The organism is Pseudomonas sp. WJP1, assembly GCF_028471945.1.
GTDB lineage: Bacteria > Pseudomonadota > Gammaproteobacteria > Pseudomonadales > Pseudomonadaceae > Aquipseudomonas.
Genome location: NZ_CP110128.1, coordinates 93,297 through 110,000, shown reverse-complemented (window position 1 = coordinate 110,000; position 16,704 = coordinate 93,297). Strand labels below are relative to the sequence as shown.

The 16,704-nt window shown below is 59.8% G+C and carries 18 protein-coding genes (1 of these 18 cut by a window edge); 12 read left to right on the top strand and 6 right to left on the bottom strand.

Annotated features, from left to right (window positions below):
* Both OH720_RS00545 and OH720_RS00540 read right to left on the bottom strand, forming a co-directional pair.
* A protein-coding gene (locus OH720_RS00545) for a CaiB/BaiF CoA transferase family protein (protein WP_272604159.1) crosses the window boundary here: on the bottom strand, window positions 1-1,018 show its 5' portion. The gene continues 203 nt to the left of window position 1, outside the view; only the first 1,018 of its 1,221 coding nucleotides appear in the window; its start codon is at window positions 1,016-1,018; its stop codon lies beyond the left edge, outside the window.
* Between the two features lie 12 nt (window positions 1,019-1,030).
* The gene (locus tag OH720_RS00540; RefSeq protein ID WP_008064832.1) at window positions 1,031-2,212 is read right to left on the bottom strand and encodes an acyl-CoA dehydrogenase; all 1,182 of its coding nucleotides are present in this window, start codon (window positions 2,210-2,212) and stop codon (window positions 1,031-1,033) included.
* Between the two features lie 157 nt (window positions 2,213-2,369).
* Between OH720_RS00540 and OH720_RS00535 the strand changes: the two genes are divergently transcribed.
* The 10 genes from OH720_RS00535 (at window position 2,370) to OH720_RS00490 (ending at window position 12,255) form a co-directional block, all read left to right on the top strand.
* Entirely contained in the window at window positions 2,370-3,269 is a 900-nt protein-coding gene (locus OH720_RS00535; RefSeq protein WP_272604158.1) for a LysR family transcriptional regulator, read from the top strand.
* A gap of 436 nt (window positions 3,270-3,705) precedes the next feature.
* A complete protein-coding gene (locus tag OH720_RS00530) occupies window positions 3,706-4,827 on the top strand; it encodes a Re/Si-specific NAD(P)(+) transhydrogenase subunit alpha (protein WP_008064829.1) in 1,122 nt (373 codons plus the stop codon).
* Window positions 4,828-4,838: 11 nt separating this feature from the next.
* Complete coding sequence (locus tag OH720_RS00525) at window positions 4,839-5,195, top strand: NAD(P) transhydrogenase subunit alpha (protein WP_008064823.1); 357 nt, start codon at window positions 4,839-4,841, stop codon at window positions 5,193-5,195.
* Window positions 5,192-6,625: an NAD(P)(+) transhydrogenase (Re/Si-specific) subunit beta gene (locus OH720_RS00520; protein WP_008064822.1), complete on the top strand. Its 1,434-nt coding sequence runs from the start codon at window positions 5,192-5,194 to the stop codon at window positions 6,623-6,625. The genes OH720_RS00525 and OH720_RS00520 overlap by 4 nt, the downstream gene beginning before the upstream one ends.
* Before the next feature lie 215 nt (window positions 6,626-6,840).
* Complete coding sequence (locus OH720_RS00515) at window positions 6,841-8,334, top strand: acetyl-CoA hydrolase/transferase family protein (RefSeq protein WP_272604157.1); 1,494 nt, start codon at window positions 6,841-6,843, stop codon at window positions 8,332-8,334.
* Between the two features lie 382 nt (window positions 8,335-8,716).
* A complete protein-coding gene (locus OH720_RS00510; RefSeq protein ID WP_370694728.1) occupies window positions 8,717-8,869 on the top strand; it encodes a DUF1127 domain-containing protein in 153 nt (50 codons plus the stop codon).
* A gap of 339 nt (window positions 8,870-9,208) precedes the next feature.
* Entirely contained in the window at window positions 9,209-9,526 is a 318-nt protein-coding gene (locus OH720_RS00505; protein ID WP_008064820.1) for a DUF2388 domain-containing protein, read from the top strand.
* 107 nt (window positions 9,527-9,633) lie between these two features.
* Window positions 9,634-9,948 carry a DUF2388 domain-containing protein gene (locus OH720_RS00500; protein WP_272604156.1) on the top strand — a complete coding sequence of 105 codons (315 nt, stop codon included), beginning with the start codon at window positions 9,634-9,636 and terminating at the stop codon, window positions 9,946-9,948.
* Window positions 9,949-9,976: 28 nt separating this feature from the next.
* On the top strand, window positions 9,977-10,297 hold the full coding sequence (locus OH720_RS00495) for a DUF2388 domain-containing protein (protein WP_272604155.1): 321 nt from the start codon (window positions 9,977-9,979) through the stop codon (window positions 10,295-10,297).
* Window positions 10,294-12,255: a DUF7844 domain-containing protein gene (locus OH720_RS00490; protein ID WP_272604154.1), complete on the top strand. Its 1,962-nt coding sequence runs from the start codon at window positions 10,294-10,296 to the stop codon at window positions 12,253-12,255. The genes OH720_RS00495 and OH720_RS00490 overlap by 4 nt, the downstream gene beginning before the upstream one ends.
* 48 nt (window positions 12,256-12,303) lie before the next feature.
* Here OH720_RS00490 and OH720_RS00485 read toward each other — a convergent pair whose 3' ends face one another.
* The 3 genes from OH720_RS00485 to trpB all read right to left on the bottom strand — a co-directional run bounded on the left by OH720_RS00485 (window position 12,304) and on the right by trpB (window position 14,913).
* Window positions 12,304-12,744, bottom strand: coding sequence for an anti-virulence regulator CigR family protein (locus OH720_RS00485; protein ID WP_272604153.1), 441 nt, complete (start codon window positions 12,742-12,744; stop codon window positions 12,304-12,306).
* A 121-nt stretch (window positions 12,745-12,865) separates the two neighbouring features.
* Window positions 12,866-13,678, bottom strand: coding sequence for a tryptophan synthase subunit alpha (trpA, locus tag OH720_RS00480; RefSeq protein WP_272604152.1), 813 nt, complete (start codon window positions 13,676-13,678; stop codon window positions 12,866-12,868).
* A complete protein-coding gene (gene trpB, locus OH720_RS00475) occupies window positions 13,678-14,913 on the bottom strand; it encodes a tryptophan synthase subunit beta (protein WP_272604151.1) in 1,236 nt (411 codons plus the stop codon). The genes trpA and trpB overlap by 1 nt, the downstream gene beginning before the upstream one ends.
* 112 nt (window positions 14,914-15,025) lie before the next feature.
* Between trpB and OH720_RS00470 the strand changes: the two genes are divergently transcribed.
* Entirely contained in the window at window positions 15,026-15,943 is a 918-nt protein-coding gene (locus OH720_RS00470) for a LysR family transcriptional regulator (RefSeq protein ID WP_272604150.1), read from the top strand.
* On the opposite strand, the gene OH720_RS00465 is transcribed toward OH720_RS00470, so the two are convergent.
* A complete protein-coding gene (locus tag OH720_RS00465) occupies window positions 15,916-16,242 on the bottom strand; it encodes a DUF883 family protein (protein ID WP_020798079.1) in 327 nt (108 codons plus the stop codon). The two genes, OH720_RS00470 and OH720_RS00465, sit on opposite strands and share 28 nt — an antisense overlap.
* 157 nt (window positions 16,243-16,399) lie before the next feature.
* Here OH720_RS00465 and OH720_RS00460 point away from each other — a divergent pair, with 157 nt between their 5' ends.
* Window positions 16,400-16,615, top strand: a complete 216-nt coding sequence (locus tag OH720_RS00460) for a dodecin (protein WP_008027736.1) — start codon at window positions 16,400-16,402, stop codon at window positions 16,613-16,615.
* The last annotated feature ends 89 nt before the right edge of the window (window positions 16,616-16,704 follow it).

Sequence of the window (16,704 nt, the reverse complement as noted above, 5' to 3'; positions counted from 1 at the left end):
CCTTGACCTGGGGATCTTCAAACATCTGCGCCAGGTCATTGATGGGGCCGCACGGCACACCGGCCTGCTCCAACTGAGCGACCCATTCAGCGGTCGTCTTGAACACCGTAGCCTGACGGATCAGGGGGATCAGCACGGTCCGGTTTGCCACCCGCAACTTGTTGGTCGCAAAACGCGGATCGTCCGCCCACTGAGGCTGCCCCGCCACTTCGGCAAACTTGCGGAACTGCCCGTCGTTCCCGACCGTCAGGATGAAATCGCCATCAGCCGTAGGAAAGTCCTGGTAAGGCACGATGTTCGGATGAGCATTGCCCAGGCGCTTTGGCGCATTGCCCGTGGTCAGGTAGTTCATCGCCTGGTTGGCCAGGCACGCGACCTGCACATCCAGCAATGCCATGTCGATATGCTGCCCACCACCATCGTGGTCTCGATGTGCCAGCGCGGCCAGGATGGCCACCGTCGAATAGAGCCCGGTGAGGATATCCGTCAGCGCCACGCCAACCTTGACCGGCCCTGCCCCTTCTTCGCCTTCAGGTCGACCCGTCAGGCTCATCAGGCCACCAAGGCCCTGGATCATGAAGTCATAGCCCGCACGCTTGGCGTAGGGACCGGTTTGTCCAAACCCGGTAATCGAGCAATAGATCAGATCAGGATTGATCGCCTTCAGCGACTCATAGTCCAGACCGTAGGCCGCCAGACCGCCGACCTTGAAATTCTCGATCAGGATGTCCGACTTGGCCGCCAGCTCACGCACCAGCTTCTGTCCCTCTGGGCGCGTGAAGTCGATGGTGACTGATTGCTTGTTGCGGTTGGCCGACAGGTAATAGGCGGCCTCGCTGGTGTTCTCGCCATAGGCGTCCTTGAGGAACGGCGGACCCCAGGCGCGCGTGTCATCGCCATTGCCCGGACGCTCGACCTTGATCACTTCGGCGCCAAGGTCGGCGAGGATCTGCCCGGACCATGGCCCGGCCAGCACCCGCGATAAATCCAGTACCCGTAGATGCGAAAGCGCGCCCATGGCGTTCTCCTATTAATAGAACGCCTGGATGCCGGTCTGCGCGCGACCGAGGATCAGCGCATGGACGTCGTGCGTACCTTCATAGGTATTCACCACTTCCAGGTTGACCAGGTGACGCGCCACCCCGAATTCATCCGAGATACCGTTGCCGCCCAGCATGTCACGGGCCATACGGGCGATATCCAGGGACTTGCCGCAGGAGTTGCGTTTCATCATCGAGGTAATTTCAACCGCCGCGGTGCCTTCGTCCTTCATGCGACCCAGACGCAGGCAGCCTTGCAGCGCCAGGGTGATTTCGGTCTGCATGTCGGCCAGCTTCTTCTGGATCAACTGGGTAGCGGCCAACGGGCGACCGAACTGTTGACGATCCAGGGTGTATTGGCGAGCGGTGTGCCAGCAGAACTCGGCTGCGCCCAGCGCACCCCAGGAGATGCCGTAACGGGCCGAGTTCAAGCAGGTGAAGGGACCTTTCAGACCACGGACGTCGGGGAAGATGTTTTCTTCCGGAACGAACACGTTGTCCATGACGATCTCACCGGTGATCGAAGCCCGCAGGCCCACCTTGCCGTGAATCGCCGGGGCGCTCAGGCCTTTCCAGCCCTTTTCCAGAACGAAGCCACGGATGTCGCCGGCATCGTCCTTGCCCCAGACCACGAACACATCGGCGATCGGGCTGTTGGTGATCCACATCTTGCTGCCGGTCAGGCTGTAGCCGCCTTCGACTTTTCGTGCACGAGTGATCATCGCACCCGGATCGGAGCCATGGTTAGGTTCGGTCAGGCCGAAGCAGCCGATCCACTCGCCCGACGCCAGTTTTGGCAAGTATTTCTGTTTCTGGGCTTCAGTACCGAACTCATTGATCGGCACCATTACCAGCGAGGACTGCACGCTCATCATCGAGCGGTAGCCGGAGTCGACACGCTCGACTTCACGCGCAATCAAACCGTAGCTGACGTAGTTCAGGCCGCTGCCACCGTACTGCTCGGGAATGGTTGCGCCCAGCAGGCCCACTTCGCCCATTTCGCGGAAGATCGCCGGATCGGTCTTTTCATGGCGGAAAGCTTCGAGCACGCGCGGCGCCAGACTTTGCTGAGCGAACTGCGCAGCGGTGTCGCGGATCATGCGCTCTTCTTCGGTGAGCTGTTGATCCAGCAGCAGGGGATCGATCCAGTTGAAGCTAGCTTTACCGGCCATGAGTGTGTCCTCTCGAAACAGGTCAAATAACGTGCAGTGATCCTAGGCCGGCTTCGACGTCTGGGCAAACGAGGATTTCGCATACTGTTGTGCTAATTTCTCACTCCGAAACGTCGCAGAACCCATTCAATGCGATGTATTAGTGAGATTGACGTACATGCGCAGGAAAATACCCAGCACAACGGCCTTAATCAGCTTCGAGGCGGCCGCCCGCCATGAAAGCTTCACCAAGGCAGCCCTGGAACTTTCGCTGACCCAAGGGGCGATTTGCCGACAGATCGCCAGCCTCGAGGAGTTCCTCGGCGTGGAACTGTTCCGACGTTCCCGGCGGGGGGTCAAGCTGACGGAGGCAGGACTTTCCTACAGTCGCCGGGTGGCCACTCAACTCGATGCGGTTGAGCGCGACACCTTGTCGGTGATGGGCCAGCAGGGAGCCAACGTCATCGAACTGGCCGTGGTTCCGACCTTTGGCACCCAGTGGCTGCTGCCCAGGCTCAAGGACTTTCAACACAAACACCCGGAAGTGACGGTCAACCTGACCAACCGCACGCGGCCATTCCTGTTTGCCGACACCGATTTCGACGCGGCGATCTACTTCGGTGATGCCGATTGGTCGGGTACTGAATCCCACAGGCTGATGGGTGAAAATCCGATGCCCGTGTGCAGCCCCAACCTGCTGGGCAACAAGAATGTCCTGACACCCTCTGAAATCGCCGACCTCCCCCTATTGCAACAGACCACCCGCCCCTACGCCTGGCGCCAATGGTTCGACTCTCAACACCTGAACGTCCCGCGGGACATGACAGGACCGCGTTACGAGCTATTCTCCATGCTGGCCCAGGCGGCGATGCACGATATGGGGATTGCGCTGATCCCGCCGTTCCTGATTCAGCGCGAATTGGCCGAGTCGCGCCTGGTGATCGCCAACCCGCAGGCTCTCTCGAGCATCAAGGCCTACTACCTGATGATTCCGGAGAGAAAGGTCGAATCGGCGTCTTTAAGGGCTTTTCGTGACTGGCTGGTAAATCAGGCCCATGGCTACAGCCTAGAAGGATAAAGGCCCGTAGCACTTATCTGACCTCGTAGTCAGAAAAATAAAAACCCTACAGATATAAGTAATTGTCGCATAGAAGAAAACTGTACGGTGACGCAGTACAAACGTGCCACAAGCGCCTGAAGACGCGGCTTTGAGCCACTATTTCATCGCGATGCCGCATCATTCATATGGCCGATGTGTAAATTGTTGGATTTGCGTAAAAAGCCCGGAAAGGCACGGCCTGCAAGGGATTGAGCCGTTTGGTTGCGACATTCGGTCACGGGGTGACTTGTAGTTAATTTTCCGTCACCCGTCATAATCCCTTGAAAGGGCACAAAGTTCGCCTGCAAAATGCCGCGCCCCGCCTGAATTTGGCGGGGTCGTGCTGATCGGCCGCCCCAGCCGCACCATCCGTAGTGCATGGGTTTACTCAATAAGATCACGCAGGAGATTTGACGTGCACATTGGTGTTCCTCTCGAAACCCAGACCGGTGAAACACGGGTTGCTGCAACCCCCGAAACTATCAAGAAGCTCATCGGCCAGGGTCATAAGGTCACTGTACAAAGCGGCGCCGGCGTCAATGCCAGCGTTGTCGACAGTGCCTATGTAGCCGCTGGTGCGGTCATTGGCAGCGCCAGTGAGGCGTTTGGTGCAGAACTGATTTTGAAGGTGGTCGCTCCCAGCGACAGCGAGCTTGCTCTGATAAAGAGCGGCACCGTTGTGGTGGGGATGCTCAATCCGTTCAACAACGAAACCATCGCCAAGATGGCCGAGTGCGGCATTACCGCCTTTGCCCTGGAGGCCGCGCCTCGCACCTCCCGTGCACAGAGCCTGGATGTACTGTCCTCGCAAGCCAACATCGCCGGCTATAAAGCCGTGTTGCTGGCCGCCCATCACTATCCGCGCTTCATGCCGATGCTGATGACCGCCGCGGGCACCGTGAAAGCGGCGCGGGTGCTGATTCTCGGCGCCGGTGTTGCCGGGCTGCAGGCCATCGCTACGGCCAAGCGCCTGGGTGCGGTGATCGAAGCCTCGGACGTGCGGCCTGCGGTGAAGGAGCAGATCGAATCCCTGGGCGCCAAGTTCGTTGACGTGCCCTACGAGACCGATGAAGAGCGCGAATGCGCCGTCGGTGTCGGCGGTTACGCTCGCCCAATGCCGGCCAGCTGGATGCAGCGCCAGGCCGTGGCCGTGCACGAACGCGCCAAGCAGGCTGACATCGTCATCACCACGGCACTGATTCCGGGTCGCAAGGCGCCGACGCTGCTCAGCGCGGAAACCGTGGCCCAGATGAAACCGGGCTCGGTGGTCATCGACCTGGCGGCGGCACAGGGCGGCAACTGCCCGCTGACCGTGGCCGATCAGGTGGTTGTCGAAAACGGCGTGACCATCGTTGGCCCGACCAACCTGGCAGCCGCGGTCGGCGCCGATGCCTCGGCACTGTATGCCCGCAACCTGCTGGACTTCATGAAACTGTTGTTCGATAAAGAAGGACAACTGGTGATCAACCTTGAAGACGATATCGTCGCCGCGTGCCTGATGTGCCGCGACGGCCAGATCGTGCGCAAGAACGGCTGAGGATAAAAACAATGGAAGACATGCTGATCTCTCACGGTATCTACAACCTGATCATCTTCGTGCTGGCCATCTATGTCGGCTACCACGTGGTCTGGAACGTGACCCCTGCACTGCACACCCCACTGATGGCCGTGACCAACGCGATCTCGGCCATCGTCATCGTCGGCGCCATGCTCGCGGCCGCCCTCACCGTGACCCCACTGGGCAAGACCATGGGCACCCTGGCCGTGGCCCTGGCCGCGGTCAACGTGTTTGGTGGCTTCCTGGTCACCCGACGCATGCTGGAAATGTTCAAGAAGAAAGCGGCGCCAGCAAAAGCTCCGGCAGCCAAGGCCGAAGCAATCAAGGCTGAGGTGCAGCAAGCATGAGCATGAATCTGGTTACTTCCCTGTATTTGATCGCCTCGGTCTGCTTCATCCAGGCGCTCAAGGGACTTTCGCACCCAACCACGTCGCGTCGCGGCAACCTGTTCGGCATGCTCGGCATGGGCCTGGCGATCCTCACCACGGTCGGCCTGATCTACAAACTCGGCGCCGAGCTGGCCCACGACGGTATCGTCTACGTGATCGTCGGCCTGCTGATCGGTGGCACTGTCGGTACGATCATGGCCAAACGCGTTGAAATGACCAAGATGCCCGAGCTGGTCGCCTTCATGCACAGCATGATCGGCCTGGCAGCGGTGTTCATCGCCGTGGCCGCCGTGGTCGAGCCACAGTCGCTGGGCATCGTCCAGAACCTCGGCGATGCAATTCCGGCCGGTAACCGCCTGGAACTGTTCCTGGGTGCTGCCATCGGTGCGATCACCTTCTCCGGCTCGGTCATTGCGTTCGGCAAGCTGGCGGGCAAGTACAAGTTCCGCCTGTTCCAGGGCGCGCCAGTACAGTTTGGCGGTCAGCACAAGCTGAACCTGCTGCTGGGCCTGGCCACACTGGCACTGGGCGTGACTTTCATGCTTACCGGCGACTACACCGCTTTCAGCGTGATGCTGGCGCTGGCCTTCGTGCTCGGTGTGCTGATCATCATCCCGATTGGCGGTGCCGACATGCCGGTCGTGGTGTCCATGCTCAACAGCTACTCCGGCTGGGCAGCAGCGGGTATCGGCTTCTCGCTGAACAACTCGATGCTGATCATTGCCGGTTCGCTGGTGGGTTCGTCCGGTGCGATCCTCTCGTACATCATGTGCAAGGCGATGAACCGCTCGTTCTTCAACGTACTGCTCGGCGGCTTCGGCAACACGGCGGACGCAGGCCCTGCAGGCTCGAAAGAAGCGCGCCCGGTGAAATCCGGCTCGGCTGACGACGCGACCTTCCTGCTGACCAACGCCGACACCGTGATCATCGTTCCGGGCTACGGCCTGGCGGTAGCGCGGGCACAGCATGCGCTGAAGGAACTGACCGAGAAGCTGACCCATCGCGGCGTGACCGTGAAGTACGCGATCCACCCAGTTGCCGGTCGGATGCCTGGCCACATGAACGTACTGCTGGCCGAGGCCGAAGTGCCTTACGACCAGGTGTTCGAGATGGACGACATCAACTCCGAGTTCGGCCAGGCCGACGTGGTGCTGGTGCTGGGCGCCAACGACGTGGTCAACCCGGCCGCGAAGAACGATCCGAAATCGCCGATTGCCGGCATGCCGATCCTCGAAGCGTTCAAGGCCAAGACCATCATCGTCAACAAGCGCTCGATGGCCAGCGGCTATGCCGGTCTGGACAACGAACTGTTCTACCTGGACAAAACCATGATGGTCTTCGGCGACGCCAAGAAAGTCATCGAAGACATGGTTAAAGCTGTCGAGTAAGACCGCTTCGCAGCACCACAACGCCCCGACTCGTCGGGGCGTTTTTGTTTGCGCAAATTGTCGGACAAACCACCGCGTTATTACCGAAACGGTAACGGTGTTTTGTCTGAAAGCACCGGAATAGACGCTCCGTTTGCGACCTTGGTAGCGGGACACAGCGCCGTGAAATTCACTAGACTGCACGTCCTGCTACCCGTTGCCCGAGATAACAATCCATGTACCGTGACCGTATTCGCCTGCCTTCGTTGTTGGATAAAGTGATGAGCGCCGCCGAGGCTGCCGCTCTGATTGAGGACGGCATGACCGTCGGCATGAGCGGCTTCACCCGCGCCGGCGAAGCCAAGGCCGTACCCCACGCACTGGCCGAACGGGCCAAGGTCACCCCGCTGAAGATCAGCCTGATGACCGGCGCCAGCCTGGGCAACGACCTCGATAAACAGCTCACCGAGGCCGGCGTATTGTCGCGCCGCATGCCCTTCCAGGTGGACAGCACCTTGCGCAAGGCGATCAACGCTGGCGATGTGATGTTCATCGACCAACACCTCTCGGAAACCGTCGAACAGCTGCGCAACCAGCAACTGAAGCTGCCGGACATCGCGGTGATCGAAGCCGTGGCCATTACCGAGCAAGGCCATATCGTGCCGACCACTTCCGTGGGCAACTCGGCCAGCTTCGCGATTTTCGCCAAGCACGTGATCGTCGAGATCAATTTGGCGCACAACCCGAACCTCGAAGGCCTGCACGACATCTATATCCCGACCTATCGCCCGACCCGCACGCCGATTCCCCTGGTCAAGGTCGACGATCGTATTGGCAGCACCGCCATCCCGATCCCACCGGAAAAGATCGTCGCGATCGTGGTCACCAACCAGTCCGACTCGCCGTCCACCGTGCTGCCACCGGACGTGGACACCCAGGCCATCGCCGATCACCTGATCGACTTCTTCAAGCAGGAAGTCGACGCGGGTCGCATGACCAACAGGCTCGGCCCGCTGCAGGCCGGAATCGGCACCATCGCCAACTCGGTGATGTGCGGCCTGATCGACTCGCCATTCGAAGACCTGACCATGTACTCCGAGGTACTTCAGGATTCGACGTTCGACCTGATCGACGCCGGCAAGCTGAGTTTTGCCTCGGGTAGCTCGATCACCTTGTCGAGCCGGCGCAACGCTGACGTATTCGGCAACCTGGAGCGCTACAAGGACAAACTGGTCCTGCGCCCGCAGGAAATCTCCAACCACCCGGAAGTGGTCCGTCGCCTCGGCATCATTGGCATCAACACCGCCCTTGAATTCGACATCTATGGCAACGTCAACTCTACCCATGTCTGCGGCACGCGGATGATGAACGGCATTGGCGGCTCGGGCGACTTCGCGCGCAACGCGCACCTGGCTATCTTCGTGACCAAGTCGATCGCCAAGGGCGGGGCGATTTCCAGCGTGGTACCGATGGTCAGCCACGTTGACCACACGGAACATGATGTCGACATCCTCGTCACCGAAGTCGGCCTGGCGGACCTGCGCGGCCTGGCGCCTCGGGAGCGCGCTCGCGTCATCATCGACAATTGCGTACACCCGGATTATCGCCAGGCACTGAACGACTACTTCACGAAAGCCTGCGCAATCGGCGGACACACGCCGCATATCCTGCGTGATGCCCTGAGCTGGCACATGAACCTGGAAGAAACCGGGAGAATGATCGCGGTTTGATTGATACAGATGGCAGCTGACGCAAACACAGTTTCGTCAGCTTGCTGTTGCCAAGCCAAATCCAGACAAAAACTGTACTGCTGTACCGGTCTTTTCCTACCGAATTTTCCTACACTTCTCACTCAAATGAGCAAAATTGCACCATAACGGCGCAGACAGGTACAGTTGCCTCATTTTCGACCAGTACACCCCCTATAAACAGTTAACTGAGCTCTCACAATACAGATGAACTGTATCTACAGAGACTAGGCAAACAAGAGGATCATGGGCACCAGTTAAGCCACTACCTAATCCCGCCATAAGCGGAAGGATGAAAACCATGGAACGTACACTCAGTTCCGATCTGTTCTTCGAAGACACCGCTGCAAAAACCCAGGCTTCCATGCCTCTGCGCGTTATCGCCAATCTGATGCTGTGGCAGCGCCGCATCTCCAGCCGCCACCAACTGGCTCGTCTGGATTCGCGTCTGCTGGCTGACGCCGGGATTAGCGAAGCACAACGCTACGAAGAGCTGAGCAAGCCGTTCTGGCGCTAAGTCAGCGTCGCTGGCCCTGACCTGCAGGGTCTACCGCCAGCAACCCGAATTGAAAAAACAAAGCCCGTCGTGGGAAACCGCGACGGGCTTTGTCGTTTCAGGCCTGTTAATGCGCAAACAGGTACAGTTTCTATAATCAGAAACCTGACCGTTACAGTTCTGCAATTGTCTTTTGGCCGATCAAACTGATTTTTAGCAACCTTTTCTCTTATAGGCTGTTCGAAACGCCCTGCTCAGGCCTAATATCAAGCCAGAACGTGTTGCCCCCCCGAGTGTCTAACGTCTAACTCATCAGACACTGCACCACTTTTTAATCGTCTTATCCAAAGGAGTTACACCATGTCCCGTCTTCGTCTGCTCAGCGCTGCTGCCCTGCTTGCCGTGGCTGCCAATGCCCACGCCACCAGCTTCATCGTGACCACCGATGCCGTCGTCGGTGCACTCAAAGCCACGTCCGACGCGACCTCCGACGTCACGTCTTCGTTCAAGGACGACAAGATCGTGCTCGCGGCCCGTGACGACGCTGCCAGCTTCGTCGCCAGCGAAGGCAGCATTCGTGGGGTAAAACTGGAAAGCGCACTTGATCACATTCGCCATCAGGCTCCTCAACTGAACGCAACCGACGCACAGTTGGCACAGGCCATCCTGACCATCTAAGCGTTTGTCGAGATGCGGGACACGCATGGCGTGTCCCAATGTTTCAGCACTGGCTCTAGCCCGGGCCTTGCGCTAGCCTTGGGACTCACGTTCAACTGTCGAGTCTCATGCGTTTTCTTTCAAACCTGCTGATTGCTCCGGTATTTCTAGCGGCCTGGTACTCGGGGGCGGCCCATGCCTTCGACGCGTTTAACCTTTCTACCCAGGGCATCGTGGCCAGCAGTTATGCCTCAGGCATGGTGACCTCTGCCCCCTTCGACCATAAACTGCTCGCCGCCCGGGATGATGCCGCTGCATTCATCGCCAGTGATGGCCAGATGAGAGGCGCACGGCTGGAGTCGGCCCTGGCTTACCTGCGCCAGACCCGGCCAAAACTTCATGCCAGCGACCTTGAACTGGCACAGGCAATTCTCGTCCAATAGTTATCCCAAGTTTTTCCGGAGTCGTTCCATGCGTAACCCACTGATTGTTGCCACTCTTGGCCTACTGTTGTTGGCTGATGTGGCCCAGGCCCAAACCCTGGTTGCCACCAGCAACATTCTCATTCGTGCCACCCAGCGCACACTGGACTTCACTTCCGACACCACGACGTCCATCCGCGACTCGAAAATTGTCCGCCAAGCCCAAGACGATGCCGCCAGTTTCGTCGCCAGCAACGGCGATATTCGTGGTGCGCACCTGGAATCCGCTCTCAATTTGTTGCGCACTCGCGTTCCGGAAGCCCGCGAAGCCAGTGATCAGGATCTCGCCGAAGCCATCCTCGCACTGTGAGGTCTCCAGCTGCCTGGCTGTTGGCCGGGGTCGTGCTGCTGTTCGGCAGCGCGGCCCACGCCGACCTCGAACTACGCCTCAAGACCGAAGGCCTGAGCCCCGCGCAGCAGCAAGCCAGCCAAGCGTTGCTTGATGAAGCCATGCAGGCATTGCCGCCACGGTTCATCGAGCAACTCGACCGGCGTATTGACGTCGGCTGGACCGATAACATGCGCAGCGATGCCTACGGCCAGGCGTCACTGGTGTCCGAGCTCGATCTGAACCGCAACCTGTTGGCGAGCCTCACCGATGGCAGCGCCGCGACCAAAAAGACCTATCGCCCCCATGGCACTGTGCGCCGGGAGATGCTCGCTACGGTGCTGCATGAGCTGACCCACATTTATGACCGCTCGCGTCTCTGGTCGAATGAGGAGCGCACGCTGATCCAGCGCTGTACCCAACGCAACGGCAGTTCAGGGCTGATCGGCATTCCCGATCAATGCCGCGGCCAGTCCGATCGACGCTTTACGTTCAGCGACGACCCGCGCCTGCTCGACCTTGCCGGGTGGCAGCAGTACGTTGGCCGTCGTGGTGAGCGCGAACAGCACAACCGCCAGATCGTCCGCAGCCCGGATATCTACGAGACCAGCAGCCCCAAGGAATTCGTCGCGGTCAACATGGAGTATTTCCTCCTCGACCCGAGCTACGCCTGTCGTCGCCCTGCGCTGTACCGCTACTACAAGGAACGCTTCGGCTGGGCACCTGCGGCCAAAGGCGATTGTGGCAAGACCTTCGCCTTCCTCAATGCCGGCAATGACTTCGCCAAGACGCCTTTGGGCCAGGTCGATCCAGAGCGGGTCTACGCTGTCGACTATCTACTGGCAGAAGCCAACCAGAACTGGGTCAGCCGTTGGGGCCACAGCATGTTGCGCCTGGTGATCTGCGCACCGGGCCGGCCACGCGGGCCGGATTGCCGCCTGGACCTGGACCAGCACCTGGTGTTGTCCTACCGCGCGTTCGTGGGCGACGTGCAGCTATCGAGTTGGGATGGATTGGTGGGCAAATACCCGTCACGCCTGTTCGTGCTGCCACTGGCCCAGGTGATCGACGAATACACCAAGACCGAACTGCGCAGCCTCGCCTCCGTGCCGCTGAACCTGTCTCGTGAAGAGATCGAAAACGTGGTGGAACGTGCCGCCGAGATGCACTGGAGTTACGACGGCAACTACTTCTTCCTGTCAAACAACTGCGCTGTCGAAGAGCTGAAGTTATTGCGTGGCGGCACCAACAACTCGAAGTTGGTTGCGCTCGACAACATCATGCCCAATGGCTTGCTGGAAGTGCTGAAGGGTCGCGGGCTGGCGGATACCAGCGTGCTGGACGATCCACGTGAGGCACTGCGCCTGGGTTATCGCTTTGACTCATTCCGCGATCGCTATCAAGCGATGTTCGAGGTACTGAGAAAGCAACTACCGATCAAACAGGAAAAGGTCGAAGACTGGTTGTCCCTGACCGCAGCGCAGCGTCGCCAGTGGTTCGATCAGGCGGATTTGCGCACCAGTGCGGCATTGCTCCTGCTGGAACAGGCAAGCTATCGCCAGCAGTTGCTTCTGGCCCAGGACGAGGTCAAGCAACGTTACCTGGGTGCCCGTGAGCTGAAGAACGGTGGAATGGACAAAGCCAACGCGACACTGAGGCAAATTCTCGATAGCAGCGGGTTCCTCAGTCGTCCGGCGGAATTGCTCGGCAGCGGCGGGTATGGCTTGCCGCAACCGGCTGAATGGCAACGCCTGGAATCGGAGACCAGCCTGCGGCAGAAGCAGCTTCAGGCACTGACCGGGGATCTGGACAAGGAAGTCAGGGCGCTGCTCGATCCAGACCGTGCAGCGGAAATGGCCGCCAACGAGGCCAATGTGAAACAGATTGGCGAACACCTGCGCAAGTTGCACAAAGCTTCGGGTGGGTTGGAGTTGCCGTAAAAAAGGCTTCGCGGCGCAACCGCCGCGAAGCCTTTTGCCAAACGCGGGTCAGAGCACCCCTTCGAGAATCTCGTAGACAATACCGCTGCCCATCGCGATCAATACGATATCGCTACCCGCGCGACGCCATTCGTAGCCCTGGTAATACGGCAAACGACTCAATGCGCGATTGTCCAGGCGTTCGCCGTAATAGCCATGGGGCAGTGGCCGGCCACGTTCCAGATGTATGCCTGGAGGTGGCGGCGCACCACGGACGAAATAGTCGTGATGGTCATGAATCGTCTGGCGCACCGGGCCAAAATCCCGGGGAGGCCCACCGCGATGGTTGTCCTGCCCGCCACGATGGTCATTGTCGTGGTTATCGTATTGGCCCTGTTGCGGGCCGCCGTGGTCATGATCGTTGCGCTGATCGGCGCTGGCGTTCAGCAACGGGGTCGCACTGAGAATCAGCACACCCAGGCTGGCAATCAGACGTTTCGGCATTTTCATTGGGGCTTTCCTCACCACACACACAACAAAAAGGGCTTCAGAACGTAGTCCTGAAGCCCTCGGTCTTGCTGGTTAGTCTGTGTCGGGAGGTTCTAATTCCTCTGTATCAGGAACTTTACCTTCAGCTGACGCGGGCCTTACGCACGCCATCGGCCAACGCCGAGCACAGGCTCAGGACGCCATCGATGGCCTGATCCGGCGTCGTGGCATTGGCGATGTGATCGATCAGTGCCGAACCCACCACTACACCGTCCGCCAGGCGCGCAATGGATGCCGCTTGCTCCGGCGTGCGAATGCCGAAACCGATGCTGATCGGCAGGTCGGTATGGCGACGCAGGCGAGTGACCGCTTCTTCGACGTGTTCCAGGGTTGCCGCGCCAGCACCGGTCACACCGGCCACCGATACGTAGTACACAAACCCGGAGCTGCCATTAAGGACTGTTGGCAGGCGCACATCGTCGGTGGTCGGCGTGGTCAGGCGGATGAAGTCCAGACCGGCCGCCTGGGCCGGGTCGCACAGCTCACCGTTATGCTCGGGCGGCATGTCGACCACGATCAGGCCATCGACACCGGCCTCTTTCGCGTCGGTGATGAAACGTGGCACGCCGTACTTGTGGATCGGGTTGAAGTAACCCATCAGCACCAGTGGCGTGTCGTTGTTGTCCTTGCGAAACTCACGCACCATTTCCAGGGTTTTCGCCAGGTTCTGTTTGGCTGCCAGCGCGCGGATGTTGGCCAGCTGGATAGCCGGGCCGTCAGCCATCGGATCGGTGAAGGGCATGCCCAATTCGATCACATCGGCGCCAGCGGCCGGCAAACCCTTGAGGATTGCCAGGGAGGTGTCGTAGTCCGGGTCACCGGCGGTGACGAAGGTCACCAGGGCGGCGCGATTCTGTTCCTTGAGTTCGGCAAAACGCGTTTGCAGGCGGCTCATCAGTGTTTCTCCTGCTTAGACTGCTCTTGTTGAGAGTGTTCCATGTGGTGCATCACAGTCTGCATGTCCTTATCGCCACGGCCAGACAGGTTGACCACCATAAGGTGATCCTTCGGCAAAGTCGGCGCGCGCTTGAACACTTCAGCCAGGGCATGGGCGCTTTCCAGGGCAGGAATGATCCCTTCCAGGCGGCAGCACTGGTGGAATGCCGCGAGCGCTTCGTCGTCGGTCACCGAGGTGTACTGGACACGGCCGATGTCATGCAACCAGGCGTGTTCCGGGCCGATGCCCGGGTAGTCGAGGCCAGCGGAGATCGAGTGGGCGTCGATGATCTGGCCATCGTCGTCCTGCAACAGGAAAGTGCGGTTGCCGTGCAGTACACCCGGAACGCCACCGTTCAGGCTGGCCGCGTGCTTGCCGGTTTCGATGCCGTGACCGGCCGCTTCAACGCCGATGATTTCAACGCTCTTGTCGTCGAGGAACGGGTGGAACAGGCCCATGGCGTTGGAACCACCGCCGATGCACGCCACCAGGCTGTCCGGCAGGCGACCTTCCTGAGCTTGCAGCTGGTCACGAGTTTCCTTGCCGATGACGGCCTGGAAGTCGCGGACCATCGCAGGATAAGGGTGCGGACCGGCCACGGTGCCGATCAGGTAGAAGGTGTTGTCGACGTTGGTCACCCAGTCACGCAAGGCTTCGTTCATCGCATCCTTGAGGGTGCCGGTGCCGGCCACGACCGGGATCACTTCGGCGCCCAACAGCTTCATGCGGAACACGTTGGCCTGCTGACGTTCGATGTCAGTGGTGCCCATGTAGATCACGCAGTCCAGCCCAAAACGCGCAGCCACGGTGGCGGTCGCCACGCCGTGCATGCCCGCGCCGGTTTCGGCGATGATGCGTTTCTTGCCCATGCGCCGCGCCAGCAGGATCTGGCCGATGCAGTTGTTGATCTTGTGCGCGCCGGTGTGGTTCAGCTCTTCACGCTTGAGATAAATCTTCGCGCCGCCACAGAATTCGGTCAGACGTTCGGCGAAATAGAGCGGGCTCGGACGACCGACGTAGTCGCGCTGGAAATAGGCCAGCTCTTCCTTGAAGGCAGGATCTTCCTTGGCCGCTTCGTATTCACGGGCCAGATCGAGGATCAACGGCATCAGGGTTTCAGCGACGTAACGGCCGCCGAACGAGCCGAACAGGCCGTTGGCGTCAGGGCCGTTGCGCAGATTAGTCTGGGTCATGGGGCGCTCCAATTGAATGCGTGATATGACAATGGGCTTCACTCTACCCCTGACGCCCAGCCCTGAATACCGATAAGATCGCCACAACCTGTCAGGAAAACTCACAGATACCATGAGCCACGACCTGCCACCGCTGAATGCCCTGCGCGCCTTCGAAGCCACTGCCCGCTTGAACAGCGTCAGTCAGGCAGCCGAGCAGCTGCACGTCACCCATGGGGCGGTCAGCCGGCAGCTCAAAGTGCTTGAGGAACACCTCGGCGTGAGCCTGTTCATCAAGGAAGGACGCGGCCTGAAACTCACAGATGCAGGCATGCGTCTGCGTGATGCCAGCGCTGAAGCGTTTGAGCGCTTGCGCACCGTGTGCGCCGAGCTCACGCAAAGCACCGCCGATGCGCCGTTCGTCCTGGGCTGTTCGGGAAGCCTGCTGGCACGCTGGTTCATACCGCGCCTAGGGCGACTGAACGCTGATTTGCCCGACCTGCGCCTGCACCTGTCAGCCGGTGAGGGCGATCTCGATCCCCGTCGCCCGGGCCTGGATGCCCTGCTGGTGTTCGCTGAACCGCCCTGGCCGGCCGATATGCAGGTCTTCGAACTGGCCAGTGAACGGATCGGCCCGGTCATGAGCCCACGATTCGCCGGTTATGAGCGCCTGAAAACGGCGCAGGCCACCGCGCTACTTACTGAACCCTTGCTGCACACCACTTCGCGTCCGCAAGCCTGGCCCAGCTGGGCGCAGCAAAGCAACCTCGACGCCAAGGCATTGAAGTACGGACAGGGTTTCGAACATTTGTATTACTTGTTGGAAGCGGCGGTAGCCGGGCTGGGCGTGGCGATTGCCCCCGAGCCGCTGGTGGCCGAGGACTTGAAGGCGGGTCGCCTGGTCGCCCCTTGGGGATTTTGCGAAACACCCGCGCATCTAGCCTTGTGGCTACCCAAGCGCGCCGCGGACGGGCGCGCCAGGCAACTGGCGCAATGGCTCAAGAATGAGCTGCGCCAGACAGATCACTCCCCGCGTTTAAACAGCAGGTAGGCCGCCAACAGGCCCAACGCACCGACGGCAACACCGGCAGTCGTCCAGGGGTGCTCCTGTGCGTAATCGCGAGTGGCGATGCCGGTTTCACGGGTTTTGACCTTGACCTCTTCATAGGCATCCGAAAGCAGATGGCGCGAATGCCTCAAGGCATTCTCGGCATTGCCTTTAAGCACCTTGAGGGTTTTACGCGACTCGTCCGAGGCGTCGTCCTTCAGGCTTTCCAAGGATTTGAGCAGACTCTCGATCTCCGCTTCCATGCTTTGCAATGAGGCTTTGCGTAACGAGCTGTTGGCCATGGTGGCTCTCCTGCATTGTTGATGAGTGGCGTGTGTTGGTTGGGACTTCAGGGACTCGAGAAAGTGCAGTAAATGTGAGCCTCCATGTCGCACCGCCCGAAGGAAGTAAGTCAGAAAATCACTGCTAGGCTGTATTTCACACCCTAAGGAGAACGCCATGACTGACCATCACACCTATAAGAAAGTCGAACTCGTAGGCTCGTCCACCAGCAGTATCGAAGACGCGATCAACAACGCGCTGGCCGAGGCCAGCAAGAGTCTCAAGTACATGGAATGGTTTGAAGTGACCGAAACCCGCGGCCATATCAAGGACGGCAAGGCTGCGCACTTCCAGGTGACGCTCAAGGTCGGGTTCCGGATTGCCAGTAGCTGACGTTGGTCTAGTCTTCTGAACTTGCGCGCTGGCCGATTGCCATAGGGACTGGCAATGCGCAAGGCGCGTTTCCGGCCAATGGCTGGATG

What these genes read in the sequence shown, in the direction of transcription:
- OH720_RS00540 (WP_008064832.1), bottom strand. Translation starts at nt 2,212, where the DNA reads ATGGCCGGTAAAGCTAGCTTCAACTGGATCGATCCCCTGCTGCTGGAT.
- OH720_RS00535 (WP_272604158.1), top strand. Translation starts at nt 2,370, where the DNA reads ATGCGCAGGAAAATACCCAGCACAACGGCCTTAATCAGCTTCGAGGCG.
- OH720_RS00525 (WP_008064823.1), top strand. Translation starts at nt 4,839, where the DNA reads ATGGAAGACATGCTGATCTCTCACGGTATCTACAACCTGATCATCTTC.
- OH720_RS00520 (WP_008064822.1), top strand. Translation starts at nt 5,192, where the DNA reads ATGAGCATGAATCTGGTTACTTCCCTGTATTTGATCGCCTCGGTCTGC.
- OH720_RS00515 (WP_272604157.1), top strand. Translation starts at nt 6,841, where the DNA reads ATGTACCGTGACCGTATTCGCCTGCCTTCGTTGTTGGATAAAGTGATG.
- OH720_RS00510 (WP_370694728.1), top strand. Translation starts at nt 8,717, where the DNA reads ATGCCTCTGCGCGTTATCGCCAATCTGATGCTGTGGCAGCGCCGCATC.
- OH720_RS00505 (WP_008064820.1), top strand. Translation starts at nt 9,209, where the DNA reads ATGTCCCGTCTTCGTCTGCTCAGCGCTGCTGCCCTGCTTGCCGTGGCT.
- OH720_RS00500 (WP_272604156.1), top strand. Translation starts at nt 9,634, where the DNA reads ATGCGTTTTCTTTCAAACCTGCTGATTGCTCCGGTATTTCTAGCGGCC.
- OH720_RS00495 (WP_272604155.1), top strand. Translation starts at nt 9,977, where the DNA reads ATGCGTAACCCACTGATTGTTGCCACTCTTGGCCTACTGTTGTTGGCT.
- OH720_RS00485 (WP_272604153.1), bottom strand. Translation starts at nt 12,744, where the DNA reads ATGAAAATGCCGAAACGTCTGATTGCCAGCCTGGGTGTGCTGATTCTC.
- trpA (WP_272604152.1), bottom strand. Translation starts at nt 13,678, where the DNA reads ATGAGCCGCCTGCAAACGCGTTTTGCCGAACTCAAGGAACAGAATCGC.
- trpB (WP_272604151.1), bottom strand. Translation starts at nt 14,913, where the DNA reads ATGACCCAGACTAATCTGCGCAACGGCCCTGACGCCAACGGCCTGTTC.
- OH720_RS00470 (WP_272604150.1), top strand. Translation starts at nt 15,026, where the DNA reads ATGAGCCACGACCTGCCACCGCTGAATGCCCTGCGCGCCTTCGAAGCC.
- OH720_RS00465 (WP_020798079.1), bottom strand. Translation starts at nt 16,242, where the DNA reads ATGGCCAACAGCTCGTTACGCAAAGCCTCATTGCAAAGCATGGAAGCG.
- OH720_RS00460 (WP_008027736.1), top strand. Translation starts at nt 16,400, where the DNA reads ATGACTGACCATCACACCTATAAGAAAGTCGAACTCGTAGGCTCGTCC.